Origin of the sequence: Methylobacterium sp. 22177, assembly GCF_052045615.1 — a bacterium.
Classification (GTDB): Bacteria; Pseudomonadota; Alphaproteobacteria; order Rhizobiales; family Beijerinckiaceae; genus Methylobacterium; species Methylobacterium radiotolerans.
The window spans coordinates 264,291-285,025 of the sequence record NZ_JBQEPK010000001.1 but is presented as its reverse complement, the minus strand read 5'-3'; the positions used below and the strand labels follow the sequence as shown (position 1 = coordinate 285,025).

The window sequence follows — 20,735 nt, the reverse complement described above, 5'->3', positions numbered from 1 at the left end:
AGCGGCCGCGCGCGTCCCGCGCGGCCGCCGGGAGCGTTGGCGCGGTCGTCAGACGGTCCAGGTGTCGATGATCACCGCGTTGTCGCGCTTGTGCAGGAGGATGCAGTCGAGCACGTCGAGGGGGTTGATCATGCGGATGCCCTCGATGAAGGCCGCCTCGCCGTGCCCGTACAGGGCCTGTGTCGAGAAGCGGCAGGCGTAGACCTTGCCGCCCTCAGCCATGAACTTCTCGAGCTGGTTGTTGAAGTTGAGATGGCCCGGGAAGGCCTCGTCGCCGAGCCGCGGGAAGCCCCGCTGGACACCGAGAGTGATGCCGGGGCCGTAGAGCAGGATCGAGGTCTCGAAGCCTTTGCGCTGCAGGCGCGTGGCCTGGAGCAGGTTGACGAGGCCGATCGAGCCCTCGAACGCGACGGTGTGGAAGGTGACGAGCGCCTTCTGACCCGGTTCGGCCTTCACGTCCTCGAAGACCTTCTCCTCGTAGTCGACCAGGACGTCGCCCTTCTTGTGCGGCTCGCGATTCACGGCAGGCATTGCTCTCGCTCCTCGGTGATCTGGACCGCTGCAGCCGGCGCTACGCGCGATCAGCCGAGGGAATGGCAAGCGGTGTGCCAGAACAGCGCGATCATGGATCCGGTCAATGCGCTGCCCTGCGATACATGCAATATTGCGATCAATGGACAGTCGGTAACCGGCGCAGATCTATTTCAGCTCGCACATTTCATCACCAAGTCGTGCGCATCACGTGGTCAATCGACGCCTGTTTCGGCGTCGAATATTGTACGCATTGAACGGATCGTATGAGCCGTGACACGCGATGCGGCGCCCGGTACGGTGCTTGCAAGCCATACAATCGATCATTGATCGCTTTTCACGACGCGGGTGCAGGACGGATGAGGGCGAGCGGGCGGGGAGTTCGGTCCGTCGATAGGGGCGGCGCGGACAATGTCTGGACGCCCGACCTCAAGCGCTGGGGCAAGCCCCATTACCTCGCTATCGCGGACGCGCTGGCGGACGATATCCGGACCGGTCACCTGCTGCCGGGCACGCGCCTGCCGACCCAGCGCGCGCTCGCCGCCACGCTCGACCTCAACTTCACGACCGTGTCCCGCGGCTATGTCGAGGCTCACAGGCGCGGCCTGATCGAGGGGCGGGTCGGCCGGGGCACCTTCGTGGTCGACCCGGCGGACACGACCCGTCCCGCTGAGGCCGCGCACGCCCGGCGGCCCGGACCGGTCGACTTCACCATGAACCTGCCCCCGGAGCCCGACCTGCCGGGCCTGCAGGCCCGCATGCGGTCGTCCTTCGCGGAGCTGTCCGGCAATCTCGCCGACCTGCTGCGCTACCAGGGCTTCGGCGGGACGGAGGCGGACAAGGAGGCCGCGCTGCGCTGGCTCGGGGGTCGCGGGATCGTCGCGGCGCGCGAGCGCCTCCTGATCTGCCCGGGCACGCACAGCGCCCTCTCCAGCATCCTGGGACAGGTCGCGCAGGCCGGCGATACCATCTGCGCCGAGCGCATCACCTATCCGGGCATCCGGACCCTCGCGGCGCATCGGGGCCTGCGCCTCGTCGGCCTGCCGATGGACCGCCACGGGATCGACCCCGACGCCTTCGCGGCCGCCTGTACCCGCGGCGCGCCGAAGGCCCTCTACCTCAATCCGCTCCTTCAGAACCCGACCACGGCGACCCTATCCCGCGCGCGGCGCGACGCCATCGTGGCCACAGCCCGCCGCTACGCGGTCACCATCATCGAGGACGACGCCTACGCGCGGATCTGCCCGGCACCGCCGCCGAGCTTCGCCGAACTGGCGCCCGAGATCACCTACTATGTGGCGGGCGTCGCGAAGTGCCTGGGCGCGGGGCTCCGCCTGGCCTTCCTGGTCGCGCCGAACGCGCGGGCCGCCCTGCCCCTCGGCGATGCCCTGCGCGCTGCGACCGTGATGGCGTCGCCGATCTCGACCGCGCTGACCACGCGCTGGATCGTGGACGGGACGGCGGACGCCATCGTGGACTTCGTCCGCGCCGAGTCGGCCGCGCGCCAGAGCCTCGCGGCCGCGCTGCTGCCCGCCGAGGCCTACGTCGCGGACCCGCACGCCTTCCACGTCTGGATCACCCTGCCGGCTGGATGGACGCGCTCGGCCTTCGCCAGCCAGGGCCGCGCGGCGGGTCTCGGGGTGGTCGGCAGCGATCCCTTCTGCGTCGCCGGAGCGCCACCCGAGGCCGTCCGGCTCTGCCTCGGAGGCCCCTCGACCCGACAGCAGATCGCCCACGGCCTGGAGAGACTGGCCCACGCCCTGGACGGCTCGCCGGCGCTCGCCTCGACCTACATCTGAGCCGCCCGGCCGCGTTCCCACGCCCAAGGATCGTGGTCGGCAGAATCTTTCCGGCGCGTCGCGTCCACCTCGCGTCGCGCGGGCGGTGCGCCGAGCCGGCCGTGGAGATCCGAAGTCCTATCCGGCGGATCGGTGTTGCCAAGCGCCACGGAAGGTACACCGTGGCCGGCTCTCGAAGCCGAAATCCGTGCTCTCGACTGCATCAATCTCGGTCATTGAAGTCGAGAATTGGGTGAAAGTCTATCGCGCTCGCAAAACACGGCCGCCCGCTGCGTCCGGACCATCGCGGGCGGCACGGCGGCGGTCGCGCGGGCCGACGAGCAGGTCGCCCCGGCCGGTTTCGTAAGCGCGGATTCGCGAGCCGGCCGCTTTGGCCGGGACCGGTCGCCCGTGATAGCGAGGGCGCGGCTCCGATGCCGACCCGGGTCGGCGACGCGACGCGCGGGAAACGACCTTGGCGGCGATTTGGCTGACGGCCCTGATCCGGGCGCTGACCTCCGGGACCGTGGTGGTGCTCGCCTCCGTCCTGGCCGAATGGCTGGGGCCGGTCTGGGGCGCGCTCGTCGTCAGCCTGCCGGTGTCGGCCGGGCCGGCCTACGTGTTCATGGCGATGGAGCATGACGCCGCGTTCGTCGCCGGGGCGGCCCTCAACGGCTTCGCGGCGAACGCCGCGACGGGCCTGTTCCTGATCGTCTACGCCCACCGGGCGGCCGGTCGCGACATGATCGCCACCCTCGGGCCGGCGATCCTGGCGTGGCTCGCGGCGGCCCTGCCGGTCTCGGCGCTCGCGTGGACGCCGACGACGGCGTTCCTGCTCAATGCCCTCGTCTACGGGGCCGGCGCCGTCTCGACCCGGTACGTGGTGCGCGCGACCCTTGTGCGGAGCGCCGTCGTGGCGAGGCCGCGCCCGCTGGATCTGCTCATCCGCGCGAGTGCCGTCGCGCTGTTCGTCGCGGCCCTGCTGGCGCTCAGCACCGCCCTCGGCCCTGCCCGGACCGGGGTGATCGCCGCCTTCCCGGTTACGATGACGAGCGCCTTCGTCATCCTTCATCGCCGAATCGGAGGCGCGGCGATGGCGCGCTTGGCGAGCGTCGCGATCCGCGGGGTGTTCGGCTTCGGCCTGACCCTGCTGACGCTCCACGTGATGATCGAACCGTTCGGTGCCGCGCTCGCGCTGACGGTCGCGCTCCTCGTCTCGCTGGTCTACTCGGCCGGCCTCCTCGTGGTTCAACCCCGTCCTGGCCGACAGGAGCCGAGCATCGTCACGCGCTGACGCGGCCCCTGCGGCCGCGACGGTGCCGTCTCCCGGTCCGGACGGGCGGGGGCTACGCGGGTTGTCGGTGACCGAGATCCTCGGCGAGGCGCACGAGGTACCCGTCGGGATCCTGGACGAGGAATTCCCGCTGGCCGCCCTCGACCGCACCCGTCCGGTACCAGGCCTCCCGCGGCGCCTCGAACAGCGGCCATCGCGCGCCGGCGAGCGCCGAGAGGATCGGATCCAGCCGATCGACCATGATCTGGAAGTTGACCCCGCGGCCGCAGGGCGGATCCAGCGGGCCCGTGCTCCAGCGGCCGTTGTGCTGGCACAGCATGATCTGCGCGCCGCCTCGCGTCAGATAAGCGAAGCGCGCGGCCGGTCGATCGTAGGCGACCGTGAAGCCGAGCAGATCGCACCAGAAACGCAGGCTCACATCGAGGTCCCGGACGCTCAGCTCGGGGGTCAGGGCGGCGAATCCGCCCTCCGGGGGCTGACCCGTACCGGGAGAGCGAGCGCGCGCGATCGGGTCGGTCAGCGGTTCCATCGCGCCGATCAGGCCACGCTGGAGAGACGATGGTCAAGGCGCGGGCAGGCGGTGTCGTCCGCCGCCGGCGCGCGCGCCCCGCCCGTCGACCGGGCGCCGTCGACGGTGCGCCGGCACCGCCGCCGCGTTGGCCGGATCGCCTCAGAGCCGACCGGCCTCCGTCTGCAGGGCCCGCTTGCGCCAGGCCGTGAGGAGCGTAGCGAGCGTGTCGGGATCCAGTCCATAGTTCTCCGGCAGCACCGCGTTGCGCCCGATCAGGCGACGGTTCATTGCCCCGAGGCGGGTCGTGATCGCGCTCGCGTCGTCGAACGTGACGAGACGTTGGCCCGAGCCGGCCGCGGCGACCGCCGCGAATTCGCTCACGTCATGCCACCGTACGCGCCGCGACCGGCCCAACTGCACGACGGTGAATCCGGTCTCGTCGAGGTGCAGCGCCGAGCCGCGGATCGCCGTGAGGATGAGGACCGGGACGCCTCCGAGGAAGAGCACGACACCCGGCCACAGCAGCAGGTGCATCGTGGTTGAACGCGTCTCGTGCAGCAGGATCCAGAGCGTCACCCCGCCGAAGCCGGCGGCCATCAGGGCGAGGAACAGGAGTCTCCGCAACGAGGCGCGCAAGGTCACTGGGCCAGGAAACTGGGCCGCCAGTGACCCCGCCGACCGGCTCTCCGATTCGAGGAGGTCCGGCCGCAGCTGCCAGACGGCGACGGCCGCGCAGACGCCGAAGAACACCGTCGTCGCGACGCCGCCATCCGCGCCGGTGACGATCATCCCGAGACCGGCGGCGACGAAGAGGAGGCTGATGCCGAGCAGCACGAGGTTCCGGCCGCGGTCGCCGCGCGCTTGTTCCAACACGAACGCCATGTCCTCCCGCGAAACCCGTGGCCTGCCGTCGCCACCGGATTCCGGAAAGCGACCATATCGGAGCGGGTCCGGCAATTCCCGGTCCCGCGGAGGCTGTCGCCCCGCAGCCTCTCGCGCTTCGCGCCGATCTCGCACGCCGCTCCGCGAGGCCGCACTCACGCGCGCCGTGCCGCGTCGCCGTTCGCGCCCAACATCGCCAGCACCTGCGCGGCCCCCTCCTCCGGGGCGATGCGGGACGTGTCGAGGAGCGGCAGCCTCAGCTCCTCCGCGAGCGTCCGGTAGCCGGCGATCCGGTCCTCGGTCATGTGCTCCGACGGGTTGGGGACGCCGCGCGCGACCATGCGGGCGATGGTGGTGGGACGGTCGGCCCAGCACATGACGGTGAACGGGCGCGGCTCCCATCCCGGACGATAGGCCGGCGACAGGAGCTGCGAGGCGGTGAACCAGTGCCGATCGAAGACGACCGGTCCCGGCGGCGCGTTGGCGATCGCCGCCGCGACGGCCGCGTGCGCTACGTCGTCGGCGAGCGCGTGCTGCCCCGTCCGGGCCAGATGGACCAGGATCGCGCCGACCTGACCGCTGAAGGGATTGAGCACTGTCGCACCGAGCGCCTCGGCGACGCGACGCGCGATGCTCGACTTGCCGGAGCCGTCGAGCCCGTCGACCGCGAGCGCGATCCGCGATGCCTGGGCGGCCTTCTGCTGCGCCCGCGTCAGGTTCGAGGGGTAGATCCGGCCCTCCCGCCGGCCGTGCTCGAGGTAGTGCAACTGCCCCTGCCACGCGTGCTCGAACAGCGCCGCGAGGTCCGGATGCAGCCGGATATAGCCGAGCGCGTCGAAGTCCTCCGGCAGCGCCCCGTCCCGGCGGGCGAGGTCGGCGAGGCGCAGCACGGTCTCGCGGGGCGGCGTGCCGGACGGGCGCGCCGCCGTGGCCCGGTCGGCCCGCAGCGCGATCGCCTCTGCGACGGCGGCGAGCAGCCCGTCCGCGTAGGTGTCCCAGTCGAGCGCCCGGATCCGCGCCCGTCCCGCCTCGGCGCGGGACGCGGCGGCGGCGGGATCGGTGACGATCCGGTCCGCGGCCAGCGCGACGGCGGCACCGAGCGCCGCGTCCGGACCGTCCGGCACCACCAGGGCGGTCACGGCGTCCTCGGCGAAAGCCAGCGTGCCGTGCACGGTCGTGACGAGCGGCGTGCCGCAGGCCATCGCCTCCGCGGCCGGGTTGCACCAGCCGGCATGCGCCTCCGCGCTGCAGAACGCGTCGAGCCCGTGGTACCACGCGGGCAGGTCGGCCTCGACCAGCGGCCCGTGGACGACGAGGCGGCCCGAGGCCACCAGATCGGCGCGCGCGCCCACGAGCCCCCAATCCGGCCGTCCGAACCAGTGCAGCGCCCACGCGTCGCCGAGCCTGTCGAGCGCGGCGAGCTGCGCGGCGGGGCGCTTGTTGGCGATGCCGCCGAGCCGGTGCCGCGCGCCGCGCGCCGGCCTCGAGACGGGCGGCGCGAACAGGCCGGCATCGACTGCACCGACGAGTCGGCGCCACGGCAGGCCGAGGGCGTCGAGGGCCGCATCGTCCCAGTGGGCGTTGTTCGCCACGACGAGGTCGGGCGCGAAGGTCCGCGTGACGCGCGCGTAGGCGTCCCGTCGCGCCGGGGCGTTGAGGAAGTGCTGAATCCGGGCGCCGAAGTTCGGGGCCCGCAGGTCCGCGAAACCCTCGATCGTGGCATCCGGGAAACCGCCGCCCGGCACCATGACGGCGTCCCAGCTCTCGCGCGCGGCTTCCTCGGGGTGCAGGACGCGGTGACGCGTCTCGAACCCGTCCTCGCCCGTGCCGAACGTGAGGAAAGAGAACGTGTGCCCGCGACGCGCGAGCACGCGCCCGACCCGCTCGAAGCGCAGGAGGCCGCCCGTCAGCGCGAGGTGGTCACAGGCCACGAGCAGCCGCATCACGGGGTCCCTCTGAGCAGGCGCAGGAGGCGAAGGGGCAGACGGCGCCCGTAGGCGGACGAAGCGCGGCGGGCGTCGAGCGTGTTTTGGAGGTGGTCGCGCGCGCGGTGCAGTTCGGCCGCGTAGGCGATCACGCGGTCGGTGCGACGGGCGCTCTCGCGCTCGGTGTCCGCATGCGCGGCGGCGTCGGCGGTGCGCGCGGCGCGCAGGGCCGCATTCTCCTCGCGCAGCCGGGCGATCTCGGCGGACGCCTCGACGAGCGCCGCGCGCGGATTCGCGCCGCTGCGGGCCGGACCGCCGGCCGGCAGGCGCGTCGCCGCCGCCCAGCCCAGACCGCGCTCGATCACGCGGTCGCTGACGATGGACTGGAACCGGCTCTCCCGGGCCAGCCGGTCGGCGAGCTGCGCATCGTCCAGGGCGTATCCGAGCCTCGGCAACAGGGTGCGCAGGGCGTCCAGCAGGATCAGGCCGGACCCTCCGCCGGGCCGCCAGTCCGGCGCGTCGGTCAGCGCGTTGACGAGGCCGCGCACGGCGAGATGACCCGCGTCCAGAGGGACGCCGAGGTCCCATTCCAGGTCTATGAACGTCCGGTTTGTACCCGAGACGAGGTTCTTCGGGATCGCGTCGAGCGCCCGTGCTGGGAGGAACGTGTCCGGTCCCATCCGCGCCCCGGCCGCGAAGCAGCGGGAGACGGCCTCCAGCCACGTCCCGGCCCAGGAGGCGACCGCGTCCGGGCACCAGCCCTCCCGCGCGAGCCGCGCCTCGAGATCCGCCGACCAGAGGGAACCGGGCGCGTAGGTCTCCGATGGCAACAGGTTCGTCACCCCTGCGACCGCGGCGGGAAGATCAGGGTTCACGCGCGCGCGGCGCACCGCGATCCGCGACCCGGCATCCGCGAAGGTCACCAGACGCTCGAATTCCGGGCGGCGGCGCAGTCCGAGGTGGATCGCCAGCCGGTCATCCGGCGGCAGCGGCGCTTCCGACGCCGCGACCGCGAAGGCCGGCGCCAGATCGCCGGTGAGCCCCAGATCCGCCACCGGCCCCCAGGCGCGCCGGGGCGAGAAAAGTGCGCCCGCGCAGGCTGCGGGTTCCGGGCCGGCTGCGCCGATCGCGAGCATTCCGGGGTCGAACCCACCCGGCCGCGCCAATCCGCGCTCGGCGACGAGGCTCAGGGGTCGCCCCTGGTCCGGAAACGGGAACCACCAGTCCTGATGGACCAGGCCGCGGGCCCCCAGGGACCGCTTCAGACCTGCCCGCGTCGGCAGCCGGGCGCCGTCGGATCGGGGGCGCCCTTCGAGGCTCGGGAAGCCGCGTTCCCCCGCCGTCTCGGACCCCGAGGCGAGGCCGTGGAGCGACAGCGCGTTGTCGACGACGAGGATCAGCCGCCCGCCGGGTCGCAGCCGCTCCTGAGCCCAGGCGATCGTCGCGTCGAGCGCGCACCCGCCCCCGTCGTCTCGTCGGAACAGGAGACCCAGCAGAACGACGGCATCGAAGCGCGTCGAGGCCGGAAGGTCGGCGCCATCCGCCGTGTGGACCACCGCGGCGGTGGGTGCCCAGCGCGCCCTGCTCCCCGCGTCGGGCCTCGGTCCCACCAGCAGAAGGCTGCCGGTCAACCACGGCAGGAAGGGGTGCAGCACCTCCGCGCACGGCTCACCCGGTGGGGTCGGCGCGCCTATTGCCAGTTTATCCCGTTCCATACTTCCTAATTGCCAACAGTAGACTGCCCGGAATTTCCCGCGCGACAGGAGAGTGGGGGAAATTAATGTCCGAAATGGACACGCGACAGTTGCGTGTCTACTTACAATTGGCGTTAACCTGCAAACAAAACTGGCCTGTCTCGCCGAGGTCAATAGGGATGAATTTCGTCAGCGCGATCTCGTTGGCCGGGCCGCACGTGCTGGTCACGAGCACCTTCCCCGATGCGCTCAATCGAAATCCCGGGATCCGGAGCGATCTGGCCGAGGGCTTTGCCGAACTTCTCGGTGCTGAGCGGGTCGCGCAGACGCCTCTGGAACTCGCGGACGCGGCAATCCGCGCGTCTCGCCCGGATGTCGTGGTCGCGGTCGGAAGCCTCGTGCCTGACCTGGCGGATCTGCGCGCGCTTCGCCGGGCGGTGGACGCCGTCGGTGGCGTGCTGATCTTCTGGCTGACCGATGACCCGTACGAGTTCGACTACGCCTTCAAGGCGGAACTCTACGCCGACATCGTCGTGAGCAACGATTCCTGGGCGGCGCAGCATTACCGTCACCCGGACGTCCATCACCTGCCCCTGGCGGCCGCGCCCAACCGGCACTTCCGACCGATCGTCCCGGTCGCGGAGCGGGAGACCGTCCTGTTCTTCTGCGGCGTCGCCTACCCGAACCGTATCGCCCTGATGCGTCGGATCGACGATCTCCTGTGCCGCCACGTCGTGGAGATCCTGGGCGCCGGGTGGCCGGACACGCTCCGGTGCGCGGTGAACCGCCGCCTCACGCCGGCGCAGATGGCCGACTACGCCGCGGCGGCCCGGCTGACGCTCAATATCGGTCGCGACCTCGACGTGGCCAATCGCCGGCTGTCGCTCCCGCAGGCGACGCCGGGCCCGCGGACCTTCGAGGTCGCCCTGTCGGGCTCGGCGCAGGCCTTCTTCGTCACGGGCCTGGAAGTCTGCGAGCATTTCGAGCCGGATACGGAAATCCTGCTGGTGGACGGCGCGGCCGACATCGCGCGCGCCATCGAGCGGTCGCTCGACGAGCCCGCCGGCATCGAGGCGATCGCGCGCCGGGCGCAGGCGCGGGCGCTGCGCGACCACACCTACCGGCACCGCGCGGCCCGCCTGCTCGATCTCAGCCACCTGACGGTCATGGCCTGAACACGTCGCCACAGAGCAGACCCGACCGACCATGTCCGACCTGTCGATCCTGTTGCTGGACACCGAGCCGCAGACGCACAACCGCTACCTCGTGCTCGCCATCGCGGACGCGCTGCGGCGCCATCCGGCGGTCGGCCGGGTCCAGGTCGGCGGGCATGGCGATGCCATGGTCACCTTCGTCGAGCAGGGCCTCGACACGCTGATCGCGTTCGGCGGCGCCCGCGCGCACGCGCCCCTCGTCGGGCGGCTCGCAGGGCTCGCCCGCACCAGCGTGCTCTGGACCACGGAGGATCCGTACGAGCGCGAGGCGAACGTGCGCGGGTCGGCGGCCTTCGATCTGGTCTTCACGAACGACCGGGCCACGGTCGCGGCCTATGGAGGTCGGGCCAACCACCTCGCGCTGGGCGCCTCGTCGCTCTTCCACGATCTCGCGGTGATCGAGGACGACGCGCGCTACCGCTACGATCTGCTCTTCATCGGAACGGCGTGGCCGAACCGGGTCGCGACCCTGAACGCGCTGTCGGCGAAGCTGCCGCGGGACGTGAAGTTCAAGCTGGCGCTGCCGTGGAACGAGCATATCGGGCCGCCCGAACTGGAGGACGAGGCGCTCGTCACGGACTGGCGCTGCGGCAACCGGGACTTCGCCCTTCTGGCGAACCGCAGTCGCGTCGTGCTGACCCTGCCCCGGATCTTCTCGTCGGCGCGCGCCGATCAGGCGACCGGCTCGACGCCGCCACCGCGGCTGTTCGAGACCGCACTCGCCGGGGGCTACCAAGTCGTCGTCTCGCCCGAGCCGGAGACGGCCGCGTACTACGCGCCCGGCGCCGAGATCGCCCTCTGCGGCGACGAGGCCGCCTCGGTCGACGCGATCCTGGCGGCCCTGACTGACCCGGAAACCCGCATCGCGCGCGCCCGCGCCGCGCAGGCCCGGACCCGCGCCGAGCACCTCTACGACCACCGCGTGGCGACCATCCTGGACGCGGTCATCGACCACCGGCAGACGCAGACGCGTCGGCCGCACCGGGCGGCGACCGCGATCCGCACGGTCCTGATGCTCACCCACAACCGCCTGGGGCATCGGCACGGGGGCGGGGTCGAGGTCTATCAGGAACTGCTGACCGAACTCGGCGAGCCGTACCGGATCCTGTTCCTGTTCCCCGTCTTCGGCGACGGGCGCTGGGCGCTGCGGCTCGAGGGTCCGGGGATCGCGGAGAGCTTCGCCTGCGGCGCCGTCACGCCGCCGCTCTCAACGGACCCGTTCGTGGAGGGGCTCTTCCAGCGATTGCTGTTCGAACATCAGGTCGATCTCGTCCACATCCATCATCTGATGCACGTCCCGCTGTCCCTGCCCCTCATCGCGCGGGCCTGCGGCATACCCACCGTCTATCACCTGCACGATCACTTCCTCATCTGCGAGCGCTGGCTGCTGCTCGATCACACCGGCCGGTTCTGCGACGTCGTCAATCGCGGCGCGGACCAGTGCGACGCGTGCCTGATCTCGGGCAACAACTATCCGCCCGGCTCGAAGGCGCGCCGCGACGGCATGATGACCCTGGTGACCGACGCGATCGACGCGTTCGTCACGAGCACACCGGAGACGGCGCGATACCTCAGGCGCTACTATCCCGCCATTCCCGCCGAGCGGATCGTCGCGATTCCGATGGTGGCGCCGAGCCCCGCGGCCGCCGAGGTGCGGTCGGTCGCCCGGCGCAAGCGCGACGCCGATCGGCTGACCGTGGCGATCCTCGGCAACCTCGCGGCCCACAAGGGCGGGCAGCAGGCGATCAACCTGATCCGCAGCTGCGAGGCCTATCCCATCCACTTCAAGGTGATCGGCCGGATCGACGACCCATACCGCGACGCGGTCGCGGGCTTCGGACCGGATCAGGTGAGCGTCACCGGCGCCTACGAGCAGCACGCGATCGGCGGCCTGCTGGCCGGGTGCGATGTCTCGCTGCACCTCTCCACCTGGCCCGAGACGTTCGTCATCGCGCTGACCGAAGCGTGGCAGGCGGGCCTCGTCCCGATCGTCGCCGATATCGGCGCCCTTGCCGAGCGCGTCGAGGACGGGATCGACGGATTCAAGGTGCCGCCTGACGATGCCGGCGCCGTCAGGGCGCGTCTCATCGAGCTACACTACGATCGCGCACGCCTGGGCCGGATGCAGGCCCTCATCGGCCGCAAATCCTTCCCCGACGTCGGCAGCCACCTCGTATCGGTACGCGCCCTCTACGAGCGCCTGATCGAGGCCCGGCCCGTCCGCCACGGACGGGTACCGAGCCACCTGCGGCACGGGTTCGACCTCCGGCTCGAGACCTTGGGGGTGCGGACGAACGCCGCCTCGTGGACCAGCGCCGCGATCCAGTGGGACGAGGCCGCTCGTCCTCCGGCCGCGCCGTCCACCGCGACGGCGGGCGCACGGGCGCGCCCGCTGCCGGATCTGCCCGACGAAGTCCGGCGCCTGACATCGAGGCCGATCCGGCGCAGCGAGTGCGGATGGAGCCTCGACGTGCTGCGCACGGACGAGCGCCTCAACCGAAGCCTGGATCTCTCGTCGGTCGTCGCGCGGGCCTCCGTGTTCCTGCGCGGGTGGCTGCACGTCTCGGGACCGGCGCCGACGGCGATCTACCTGCGGCTGACGGGCCGCAGCGGGACATCGTGGGTCGCGCTTCAGAGCGATCTGCGTCCGGACGTGGCCAAGTGGTATGGCGAACCCACCGCCGCGACGTCCGGCTTCACCGGCCAGATCGACGTCGCGGGAATGACGTTCGGCCGCTACGCGCTCGCCATTGTCCAGGTCGCCGACGGCTGCCTCCGAACCCTGGACGACGTCGCGTCGATCTTCATCGCACCCGACACCGAGCCGCCGGCGCGCTTCGTTCCGGAGCCGCGCCAACTCGTCGGCGGGCCGCCGCACAGTCTGACCCTGCACCACAGTCTCCCGGACACCGACGAGGCACCCCAGGTCTCGCCGGGGCAGCTCTGGGCCGCGGAAGTCGCGTTTCCGGGAACCGCGCCCAAACTCGGCAAGGACACGCTGGCGGTGTTCCGGGCCGCCAACGGTCAGACGTGGCGGGCGCCCGTCCTCCAGATCGACGAGCGGACGGTGCGCATCACCGCCGCCGTCCCCCACATCGATCCGGGCGCCTACACGGTGTCGCTCGCCGAGCCGCACAACAGGACGTTGCGGAGCCTCGCGACGCTGTTCCGCGCGCAGGTCGCGCGTTCGGAGTGAGGGGAACACCGGGGAGCGCGGCGTCGCTCCCCGTTCCCCGCCGACCGAGCCTCGACGCGCTGACCGCCGAAGATGCGCGCGGTCGGGAGCTCGAAGATGAAGCAGGGGCTGAGCTTCGGCGGACCGGCGGCCTCGTCGAGGCGGGCCTGCGGCTCGGCGGTCAGGCGCCCCGCCAGTCGCGAGCGACCTCGGCCGCGAAGGCGCGGTAGCTGCGGGGCCTGCGGCCGAGCAGGGTGGCGAAGCGCTCCACCTCGACCTCGGTCGCGACGGCGCCGTCCTCCTGGTAGCGGCGCATCATCACCCGCAGGTCATAGGCGAGCCAGGCGGGCGCGAAGCCGCGGAGCCGCTGCTCCAGCCCGTCGAGATCGTCGCCGCCGTAGCGCACCGCGCGCCCGAGGGCCTGAGTCCAGATCTCCGCCAGCGCGTCGCCCGTCAGGGCATCCGGCCCGACGACGTCGTAGGTCTCGGCCGGCAACCTCTCCGGCGCGCGCTCGCGGTGCAGCAGCGCGATGGCGGCCGCCTCGGCGATATCGCGCACGTCGACCATCGAGACGCCGGCCTGCCCGACGGGCACGCCGAAGATTCCCGGCCCGAGGAGCGGCTCCTTCTGGGCGAGGTCATTCTGCATGAAGTAAGAGGGCCGCAGCACCGTGGCGGGCAGGTCGAGGGCCGCGATCATCCGCTCGACGGCGTGCTTGCCGGTGAAGTGCGGGGCGTCGACGTAGGCCTCGCTCTTGAAGACCGAGAGATAGACGATGCCGCGCACGCCCGCGTCTCGGGCGAGGCTGAGCGTCGTGATCGCCTGGGTCAGCTCGTCCGGCACGTTGGCGACGAGGAGAAACAGGGTATCGACACCCGACAGCGCCGCGCGCATCGCGTCGATGTCGGCGGGATCGCCGCGGACGGCCTCGACGCCCGTCGGGAAACGCGCCGTCTCGGGCGCGCGTGTCAGGGCGCGCACGGCGGCGCCCTCCGCCACGAGGTGATCGACGACGGCGGAGCCGATGCGGCCCGTGGCACCAGTGACGAGGATGGTCATGACGGATCTCCTTGAAGCGCGGAGGCCCGGGGCGGGCCGCCGATGTCCCGAAGATGCGCCGTTCCTATTCTGAGCCATAGATGGCAGGATCGGGACTGGGTGTCCCGCATATGGAACAGCTTATGGACCTCTCGGCGCTCGCCGACTTCAACCTCGTCGCCGCTCACGGCGGCTTCGGCCGCGCCGCCCGGGCGAGCGGGCGGGCGAAGGCGACGCTGTCGCGCCGCGTGTCCGAGCTCGAGGCGAGCCTCGGGGCGCGGTTGATCGAGCGGGGCGAGCGCAGCCTGCGCCTGACCGAGGCGGGCGCGCTCCTCCATGCCCGGACGGGGCCGCTGCTCAGCGAGATCGCGGAGGCCGGCGCGGTGGTGGGCGGCGGCCTGGACCGGCCCCGTGGGCGCCTTCGGGTGAGTGCTCCGCTCCTCCTGTCCGACACGCAGCTCGGCCGCGTCGCCGCCGACTTCGCCCGCGCCTATCCCGAAGTCGAGCTGGAGATCTGCGCCGAGGACCGGTTCGTCGATCCGATCGAGGAGGGTTTCGACGTGATCATCCGGGTCAATCCGAAGCCGGACGAGCGGCTCGTCGGGCGCTGCGTCCTGCGGGACGAGCTCTGGCTGGTGGCGCCGCCGGATCTCCCGCGCCCCGATACGTCGGCCGCGAGCGACGTGACGCCTGTGCCGGCGGCGGTCCGCTGGACGCCGCGTCCGGAGGAGGCGTGGCAGGTCCATGATGGCCGGACACGCCGCGCCTTCGCGCCCGTGCCGGTCCTGCGGCTGTCCTCGCTGCCGACGCTGCGCGACGCGGTGGTGGCGGGCGCCGGCGCCGCCCTGCTGCCGCGCTCGCTGGTCGGGGGTGACGTGGCGGCCGGACGGCTGGCCTGTTGGGGCTGGCTCGAGGGGCCGCCGACGGAGCTGTGGGCGCTCCACACGTCCCGACGTCTGGTCAGCCCCAAGGTGACCGCCTTCGTGGCCCACGTGGCGACCGCGCTGTCGACGGATCTGTCCGCCAACCGATAGAGCTTCCGTCCGGGATGAGGGAGCGCCGGGCAAGGCCGTCGCGCGTGCCGGACGCGTCCCTATTCGCGGTTCAGCGCGCCGTCCGGGCGGAACGGTTCGGGCGAGCCCGGCGGCCCCGCCATGCTCTGGCCGAGCCAGTCGACGAAGGCTGCCGCCGGCCCCGCGGGCGGCAGGGCACGCACGAGAACGAAGTACCGGAGCCCGCTCATGACGGCCTCGCCGCAGGCGGGCACCAGGCGCCCGTCGGCGCGATAGGGCGCGACGATCAGTGACCGTCCGAGCGCGATGCCCGATCCGCCGAGCGAGGCCCGCAGCGCCAGTTGCGCGAGGTTGAAGTAGAGGTTCTGGATCCGGCCGTCCCAGGGCGCCCCGTGGACGCGCAACCAGCGATCCCACTCCTCCGAGACGGTCGCCGCGGCCTCCCACGGTGTCGCGTCGTGGAGCAGGACGACGGCCCCGCCGGGCGTCGCGGCCGCATCCCGGTAGGCCGGGGCGCAGACCGGGTAGACGGGCTCGGGATGGTCGAAGACGACCGTCGCACCGGGGGGCGGCGCCGGGCCGTAGCGGATCGCGACGTCGATGCCGGACTGCGCCATGCGGTCCGGGTCCAGGTCGTGGGTCTCCCCGAAGACGGCGACGTCGATGCCGGGATGCCTGTCGCTGAAGGCTCTCAATCGGGGCGCGAGCCACTCCGAAGCCAGGGAGGGTATGCAGCTGATCCGGAGCGTCTCCCGGCCCTCGCGCCGCTCCGCCCGGAGCAGGGCGTCGCCCATCCCGTCGAAGCCGTTCCGCGCCGCGGCGAACAGGTCGTGGCCCTCGGCAGTCAGGCGGATCTCGCGGGCGCCCCGCTCCAGCAACGGGTAGCCGAGGCGCTGCTCCAGCCGCTGGATCCGCTGCGTGACCGCGCTCTGCGTCACCGCCAGGCGGTCGCCCGCCCTGGCGAACCCGCCCGCCTCGACCAGGGCGCGGAAGAAGAACAGGTCGCCGACCAGGCGCGCGTCGAGCCTTACGGGCATGCGCGATCATAAGCTGGCCTAATAGGCTGCACCAGAGAATATAATTGGCCGCCCCTTGGTCTTTCGCGCAGGTTCGGCGCGCACGAACCCAGCAGGATCGGAAGCGCCATGGCAGCGGCCGTCGAGATGCAGTCCCGACAGTGGGGCGACCGGATCCCGGAGGCCGTCAGGCATGCCAGCCCCGCGATCTGGACGAACCCGTCGCTGACCGCCACCGCCTCCGTGCTGCCCGATCTGGCGATCGGCCGCGCCGACGTGGACGGGGCCGTGGCGCGCTGGAACCGGTTCGCACCGCTTCTCGGCCGGCTGTTCCCTGAAGAGGGTGCCGGCCGGATCGACTCGCCGCTCGTCCCGCTCGACGGACCGCTGGCCCGGGACATCCTGGACGGGGCCGCCGGGCGCGTGCTCGTGAAGGCCGACCACGCGCTGCCGGTAACCGGCTGCATCAAGGCGCGCGGCGGCGTCTACGAGGTCCTGGCCTACGCCGAGGAACTGGCCCTACGGGCCGGCCTGCTCGGCGAGGGGCAAACCTACGCGGCCTTCGCCGATCCGGACTTCCGCGCCCTGTTCGCCCGCCACATCATCGCGGTCGGCAGCACCGGCAACCTCGGATTCAGCGTCGGCCTGATGGGCCGGGCGCTCGGCTTCGCGGTCGAGGTCCACATGTCCCACGACGCCAAGGCGTGGAAGAAGCAGCGCCTGCGCGAACTCGGCGCCCGCGTCGTCGAGCATCGCGGCGATTACGGCGCCGCGGTCGCGGCGGCGCGCGGCGCCTTTGCCGGCCGGGCCGACGCCCATTTCGTCGACGACGAGGATTCGGTCGATCTGTTCCTCGGCTACGCGGCCGCGGCCCTCGACCTGCAGCGGCAGCTCGCGGAGGCCGGTATCGCGGTGGGGCCGGCGCATCCCCTGTTCGTCTACCTGCCCTGCGGCGTCGGCGGTGCGCCGGGCGGCGTCGCCTTCGGGCTGAAGCTGCTGTTCGGCGACGTGGTGCACCCGGTTTTCGTCGAGCCGGTCGCGTCCCCGTGCATGCTGGTCCAGCTGGCCGCCGGCCTCGACCGCTCGGTCAGCGTCTACGATGTCGGCCTCGACAATCGCACCGCGGCGGACGGGCTGGCCTGCGCCTCCGCGTCGATGCTCGTCGCCCGGACGCTGGAGAAGCTCGTCGCGGCCGTGGTCACGGTGCCCGACGACGCGCTCTATCACTGGCTCAAGGTGATGTGGACCGAGGCCGCCGTTCGCCTGGAGCCTTCGGCGGCGGCCGGCTTCGCGGCTGCCGGGCGCTTCGCCGCCACACTGCCCGCGGAGGCGCGCGCCGACGCCACCCACGTGATTTGGACGACGGGCGGCGCGCACCTCCCGGCCGAGGAGTTCGAGGGGGCCCTCGCCCGCGGCTGAGGCGCGAGCCGGCACATCGATGCCGGCTGAGGATCGGAGAACGCGCGGCCCTCGGCGCCGCGTGCACGGGCGGCCGAGCCCGACTCGGCAACCTGCGCGGGGATTCGGCTCCGCGCGCGCTTTATCGAACCGGAGCCAGACCATGGACCCCGCCCAGCCCGCGCGACCGGGCCGACCCTATCTGGGTTTCGCGCTGCTGTACGCCGCCTACTGCATCTCCTACGTGGACCGCGCCGCGATCGCGCTGGCCCTGACCCAGATCGGGCGGGAGTTCGGCCTCAGTCCGACCGAGTACGGCGTGGTCCTGAGCGTCTTCTTCTTCGGTTACTCGCTGATGCAGCTGCCCGGCGGCTGGCTGGCGGACCGGTTCGGGTCGAAATACGTCGTCATCGGCACGGCCGTCGCGTGGTCGATCTTCACCGCGCTGACCGGGCTCGCGTGGTCGTTCACGTCCCTGATCGTCATCCGGCTGATCTTCGGTCTGGCCGAGGGCGGCTTTCCGGCGGCCTGCATCAAGGCGGTCTCGGAGCAGTTCACCGGACCGGCACGCCCGAAGATGTCGTCGCTGATGATCTCGTCGAACTACGTCGGAAGCCTGCTCGCGCCCCTGGTGATGGCCCCGCTGCTGATCTATTTCGGCTGGCGCCACGCCTTCTTCATCGTCGGCGCCGCGGGCCTCATCTTCGGGCTCGTCTATGACCGCATGATCCCGCACCGCCCCCCCGCAGAGGTCCCCGGCGCAGCCCGCGCCGGACGCGGCCCGTCGGCTCCGGCGCGCGAACTCCTGCGCAACCCGCTCCTGTGGCAGCTGATGCTCGTCTGGTTCGGCCTCGGCTGCATCAACAAGGGCCTCGACGCGTGGATGCCGACCTACCTGCTTCAGGCGCGCGGTCTCGACCTCAAGGCGGTCGGCCTGCTGACGCCCCTCCCCTTCATCATGGCGAGCATCGCGACGGCGATCGGCGGCTGGGTCATGATTCGATTCTTCGATGGCCGGGAAAAGTACATGATCGTGGTCAGCACGATGCTGACCGGAATCTTCCTCTATCTGATGTACCAGGCACCGACGATCGCGGGCGTGATCACCTTCCAGTCGATCACCTACTTCTTCAAATCGTTCGTCTTCGCCGCGGCCTTCGCCCTCCCGACCAAGCTCATGCGGGACGATCAGATCGGCACCAGCATCGGCATGGTCAATCTGGGAGGCCAGTGCGCCGGCTTCGTCGCGCCCCTGGTGATGGGCCTGCTGGTCGATCACTACGGCACCTACGACGCCGCGTTCGACTTCCTGCTGACCGCCGCCGCCGTCGCGACCCTGGTCGCATTGACCATCCGGACCCGCTCCACCGCCGCCGTGCCGCAGGCGGCCTGACGACGTTCCCATCGATCCGCGTGCCGAATTCTGACGGAGATGACGCCGTGACCGACCTTTGCGACATGTCCGCGGTGGACCTGCGCCGCCTCATCGGGCGCGGGGATGTCTCCCCCGTCGAACTCATGGACTCGTGTCTCGACCGGATCGCCCGGATCAACCCGGCAGTGAACGCGGTCGTCGCCCTCGATACCGAGCGGGCGCGGGCCGCGGCGCGGAGAGCCGAGGCCGCGGTCCGCGTCGGCGAGCCCCTTGGCCCGCTCCACGGCATCCCGGTCGGCATCAAGGATACGGAGGACACGGCCGGGCTGCGCACGACCTACGGCAGCCCGATCCACGCCGACAACGTCCCGGCGCGGGACCTCGGCGTCGTCGCGCGGCTGCGCGAGGCCGGAGCCATCGTGCTGGCCAAGACCAACACGCCCGAATTCGCGGCCGGCGCGAACACGCGCAACACCGTCTACGGTGCCACCGGCAACGCCTTCGATCCGACGCGCTCCGCGGCGGGGTCATCGGGTGGCTCGGCGGTCGCCCTCGCCTGCGGCATGGTCCCGCTCGCGTCCGGCTCGGATACCGGGGGGTCGCTGCGCAACCCGGCCGCCTACGCCGGGATCGTCGGGATGCGCCCGTCCTCCGGACTGGTCCCGAACGAGCGTCGCGGGCTCGGTTGGGCCAATCTTCCGGTGAACGGGCCGATGGCCCGGACGGTGGGCGATGCCGCCCTCATGCTCGGCGCGATGGCCGACGATGATCCGCGCGATCCCCTCGCCTACACGCTGCCGGGCGAGCCGGTGCGCGGGCGCGCGGATCGCTACGACCCGCACCGCGCGCTCGACCTCGGCGCCCTCCGCGTCGCGTTCACGGAGGATTTCGGCTTCGCGCCGACCGAGCAGCACGTCCGGCGCGTGTTCCGTCACCGGGTCGCCTCCCTGTCGCCGCTCTTCGCCACCGCCGAGACGGCGACACCGGACTGCGCGGGGGCGGATGAGGCCTTCGCGATCCTCCGGGCCGCGCAGTTCCTCGCGCTCCACCTCGACAATTACCGCACCCGGCCGCACCTTCTCGGACCGAATGTCCGCACGAACGTCGAGGAAGGCCTCGGCTACACGCTCGCTGACTATGCCCGGGCGGCGAGCGTCCAGACCGCCATCTACCGGACTTTCGTGGACTTCTTCCGTCGGTACGACCTGCTGATCAGCCCGACCATCACGCTCTCGCCCCGCCCCTGGACCGAGCTGTACCCGACAGAGATCGACGGTGCCGCCACCCGCTCGTACTTCCACTGGCTGGCCCTGGCCTACGGCGTGACCCTCGCAGGCCACCCGGCGATCAGCCTGCCGCTCGGTGTCGACGAGGCCGGCCTGCCATTCGGCGTACAGGTCGTGGCCCGGCGCGGCGGCGACGCCGACCTGCTCGCGGCGGCGGCGGCCATCGAGGCCCACTGCGCCGGCCGACCGGAGCTGACCCGTCCGAGACCCGACCTCGCTGGACTGGCCGGGCGGGCGCCGATCGCCCGGAGCCCCGGCTTCTTCGATCTCGGCTGATCGATCGCGCCCCAGTGGAGCCGTCGGCACCGGCCGGCGGTCACTCCATCAGGTCGGTCAGAGCCCCGATCTCGTCGGCATTCTTCCAGACCGTCTCGCAGCCGATGACCTTGTCGGTGGCGTCGATGGTCAGCGTGAACGCGGAGGGAACCCGATCGGTCCCCACGAGCCTGAGGCGGACGCCCCACCGCGACATGTCGTGCACCACGCAGGGGATGGCGGGGTGGCCGGCCACCGAGATGCGTCCGTTCAAGTTGACGGATACGCGCCGGGCGTTGCGCTGGTTATCCATAAGTACTCCGCGCTCAAGCGCCGAAGACTAGACCGC

Annotated in this window: 16 protein-coding genes; 8 read left to right on the top strand and 8 right to left on the bottom strand. The window is 71.8% G+C overall.

The window, feature by feature from the left end; genetic code table 11:
* Window positions 1-48 precede the first annotated feature (48 nt).
* A complete protein-coding gene (locus ACTJK8_RS01370) occupies window positions 49-531 on the bottom strand; it encodes an MSMEG_0572/Sll0783 family nitrogen starvation response protein (RefSeq protein ID WP_012317268.1) in 483 nt (160 codons plus the stop codon).
* A 359-nt stretch (window positions 532-890) separates the two neighbouring features.
* On the opposite strand from ACTJK8_RS01370, the gene ACTJK8_RS01365 reads away from it, so the two are divergent.
* The gene (locus ACTJK8_RS01365) at window positions 891-2,330 is read left to right on the top strand and encodes an aminotransferase-like domain-containing protein (protein WP_012317267.1); all 1,440 of its coding nucleotides are present in this window, start codon (window positions 891-893) and stop codon (window positions 2,328-2,330) included.
* A gap of 454 nt (window positions 2,331-2,784) precedes the next feature.
* Window positions 2,785-3,603, top strand: a complete 819-nt coding sequence (locus tag ACTJK8_RS01360) for a hypothetical protein (protein WP_440761401.1) — start codon at window positions 2,785-2,787, stop codon at window positions 3,601-3,603.
* A 52-nt stretch (window positions 3,604-3,655) separates the two neighbouring features.
* On the opposite strand, the gene ACTJK8_RS01355 is transcribed toward ACTJK8_RS01360, so the two are convergent.
* The 4 genes from ACTJK8_RS01355 to ACTJK8_RS01340 all read right to left on the bottom strand — a co-directional run bounded on the left by ACTJK8_RS01355 (window position 3,656) and on the right by ACTJK8_RS01340 (window position 8,576).
* Window positions 3,656-4,132: a bleomycin resistance protein gene (locus tag ACTJK8_RS01355; RefSeq protein WP_182177354.1), complete on the bottom strand. Its 477-nt coding sequence runs from the start codon at window positions 4,130-4,132 to the stop codon at window positions 3,656-3,658.
* A 141-nt stretch (window positions 4,133-4,273) separates the two neighbouring features.
* Window positions 4,274-5,071 carry a hypothetical protein gene (locus tag ACTJK8_RS01350; protein ID WP_244632900.1) on the bottom strand — a complete coding sequence of 266 codons (798 nt, stop codon included), beginning with the start codon at window positions 5,069-5,071 and terminating at the stop codon, window positions 4,274-4,276.
* 80 nt (window positions 5,072-5,151) lie between these two features.
* Entirely contained in the window at window positions 5,152-6,939 is a 1,788-nt protein-coding gene (locus tag ACTJK8_RS01345; protein ID WP_024827782.1) for a glycosyltransferase, read from the bottom strand.
* Complete coding sequence (locus ACTJK8_RS01340; protein WP_440761400.1) at window positions 6,939-8,576, bottom strand: hypothetical protein; 1,638 nt, start codon at window positions 8,574-8,576, stop codon at window positions 6,939-6,941. The genes ACTJK8_RS01345 and ACTJK8_RS01340 overlap by 1 nt, the downstream gene beginning before the upstream one ends.
* 218 nt (window positions 8,577-8,794) lie before the next feature.
* On the opposite strand from ACTJK8_RS01340, the gene ACTJK8_RS01335 reads away from it, so the two are divergent.
* Together ACTJK8_RS01335 and ACTJK8_RS01330 are read left to right on the top strand one after the other, a co-directional pair.
* Window positions 8,795-9,790 carry a glycosyltransferase family protein gene (locus ACTJK8_RS01335; RefSeq protein ID WP_024827784.1) on the top strand — a complete coding sequence of 332 codons (996 nt, stop codon included), beginning with the start codon at window positions 8,795-8,797 and terminating at the stop codon, window positions 9,788-9,790.
* A gap of 31 nt (window positions 9,791-9,821) precedes the next feature.
* A complete protein-coding gene (locus tag ACTJK8_RS01330; protein ID WP_440761399.1) occupies window positions 9,822-13,025 on the top strand; it encodes a glycosyltransferase family protein in 3,204 nt (1,067 codons plus the stop codon).
* A gap of 160 nt (window positions 13,026-13,185) precedes the next feature.
* Here the strand turns inward: ACTJK8_RS01330 and ACTJK8_RS01325 are convergent, their stop codons facing one another.
* Window positions 13,186-14,064: an NmrA family NAD(P)-binding protein gene (locus tag ACTJK8_RS01325; protein ID WP_440761398.1), complete on the bottom strand. Its 879-nt coding sequence runs from the start codon at window positions 14,062-14,064 to the stop codon at window positions 13,186-13,188.
* A gap of 122 nt (window positions 14,065-14,186) precedes the next feature.
* Between ACTJK8_RS01325 and ACTJK8_RS01320 the strand changes: the two genes are divergently transcribed.
* Window positions 14,187-15,077 carry a LysR family transcriptional regulator gene (locus ACTJK8_RS01320; protein WP_440761469.1) on the top strand — a complete coding sequence of 297 codons (891 nt, stop codon included), beginning with the start codon at window positions 14,187-14,189 and terminating at the stop codon, window positions 15,075-15,077.
* Window positions 15,078-15,136: 59 nt separating this feature from the next.
* On the opposite strand, the gene ACTJK8_RS01315 is transcribed toward ACTJK8_RS01320, so the two are convergent.
* Window positions 15,137-16,093: a LysR substrate-binding domain-containing protein gene (locus tag ACTJK8_RS01315; protein WP_440761397.1), complete on the bottom strand. Its 957-nt coding sequence runs from the start codon at window positions 16,091-16,093 to the stop codon at window positions 15,137-15,139.
* A 108-nt stretch (window positions 16,094-16,201) separates the two neighbouring features.
* On the opposite strand from ACTJK8_RS01315, the gene ACTJK8_RS01310 reads away from it, so the two are divergent.
* The 3 genes from ACTJK8_RS01310 to ACTJK8_RS01300 all read left to right on the top strand — a co-directional run bounded on the left by ACTJK8_RS01310 (window position 16,202) and on the right by ACTJK8_RS01300 (window position 20,407).
* A complete protein-coding gene (locus ACTJK8_RS01310) occupies window positions 16,202-17,491 on the top strand; it encodes a D-serine ammonia-lyase (RefSeq protein WP_440761396.1) in 1,290 nt (429 codons plus the stop codon).
* A 142-nt stretch (window positions 17,492-17,633) separates the two neighbouring features.
* A complete protein-coding gene (locus ACTJK8_RS01305; RefSeq protein WP_440761395.1) occupies window positions 17,634-18,863 on the top strand; it encodes an MFS transporter in 1,230 nt (409 codons plus the stop codon).
* A gap of 47 nt (window positions 18,864-18,910) precedes the next feature.
* Complete coding sequence (locus ACTJK8_RS01300) at window positions 18,911-20,407, top strand: amidase (RefSeq protein WP_116655406.1); 1,497 nt, start codon at window positions 18,911-18,913, stop codon at window positions 20,405-20,407.
* A 40-nt stretch (window positions 20,408-20,447) separates the two neighbouring features.
* On the opposite strand, the gene ACTJK8_RS01295 is transcribed toward ACTJK8_RS01300, so the two are convergent.
* The gene (locus ACTJK8_RS01295; RefSeq protein WP_245295878.1) at window positions 20,448-20,660 is read right to left on the bottom strand and encodes a PilZ domain-containing protein; all 213 of its coding nucleotides are present in this window, start codon (window positions 20,658-20,660) and stop codon (window positions 20,448-20,450) included.
* Window positions 20,661-20,735: the final 75 nt, after the last annotated feature.

Coding starts and splice junctions, on each gene's coding strand:
- ACTJK8_RS01370 (WP_012317268.1), bottom strand. CDS start 531: ATGCCTGCCGTGAATCGCGAGCCGCACAAGAAGGGCGACGTCCTGGTC.
- ACTJK8_RS01365 (WP_012317267.1), top strand. CDS start 891: ATGAGGGCGAGCGGGCGGGGAGTTCGGTCCGTCGATAGGGGCGGCGCG.
- ACTJK8_RS01355 (WP_182177354.1), bottom strand. CDS start 4,132: ATGGAACCGCTGACCGACCCGATCGCGCGCGCTCGCTCTCCCGGTACG.
- ACTJK8_RS01345 (WP_024827782.1), bottom strand. CDS start 6,939: ATGCGGCTGCTCGTGGCCTGTGACCACCTCGCGCTGACGGGCGGCCTC.
- ACTJK8_RS01335 (WP_024827784.1), top strand. CDS start 8,795: ATGAATTTCGTCAGCGCGATCTCGTTGGCCGGGCCGCACGTGCTGGTC.
- ACTJK8_RS01330 (WP_440761399.1), top strand. CDS start 9,822: ATGTCCGACCTGTCGATCCTGTTGCTGGACACCGAGCCGCAGACGCAC.
- ACTJK8_RS01325 (WP_440761398.1), bottom strand. CDS start 14,064: ATGACCATCCTCGTCACTGGTGCCACGGGCCGCATCGGCTCCGCCGTC.
- ACTJK8_RS01320 (WP_440761469.1), top strand. CDS start 14,187: ATGGACCTCTCGGCGCTCGCCGACTTCAACCTCGTCGCCGCTCACGGC.
- ACTJK8_RS01315 (WP_440761397.1), bottom strand. CDS start 16,093: ATGCCCGTAAGGCTCGACGCGCGCCTGGTCGGCGACCTGTTCTTCTTC.
- ACTJK8_RS01310 (WP_440761396.1), top strand. CDS start 16,202: ATGGCAGCGGCCGTCGAGATGCAGTCCCGACAGTGGGGCGACCGGATC.
- ACTJK8_RS01305 (WP_440761395.1), top strand. CDS start 17,634: ATGGACCCCGCCCAGCCCGCGCGACCGGGCCGACCCTATCTGGGTTTC.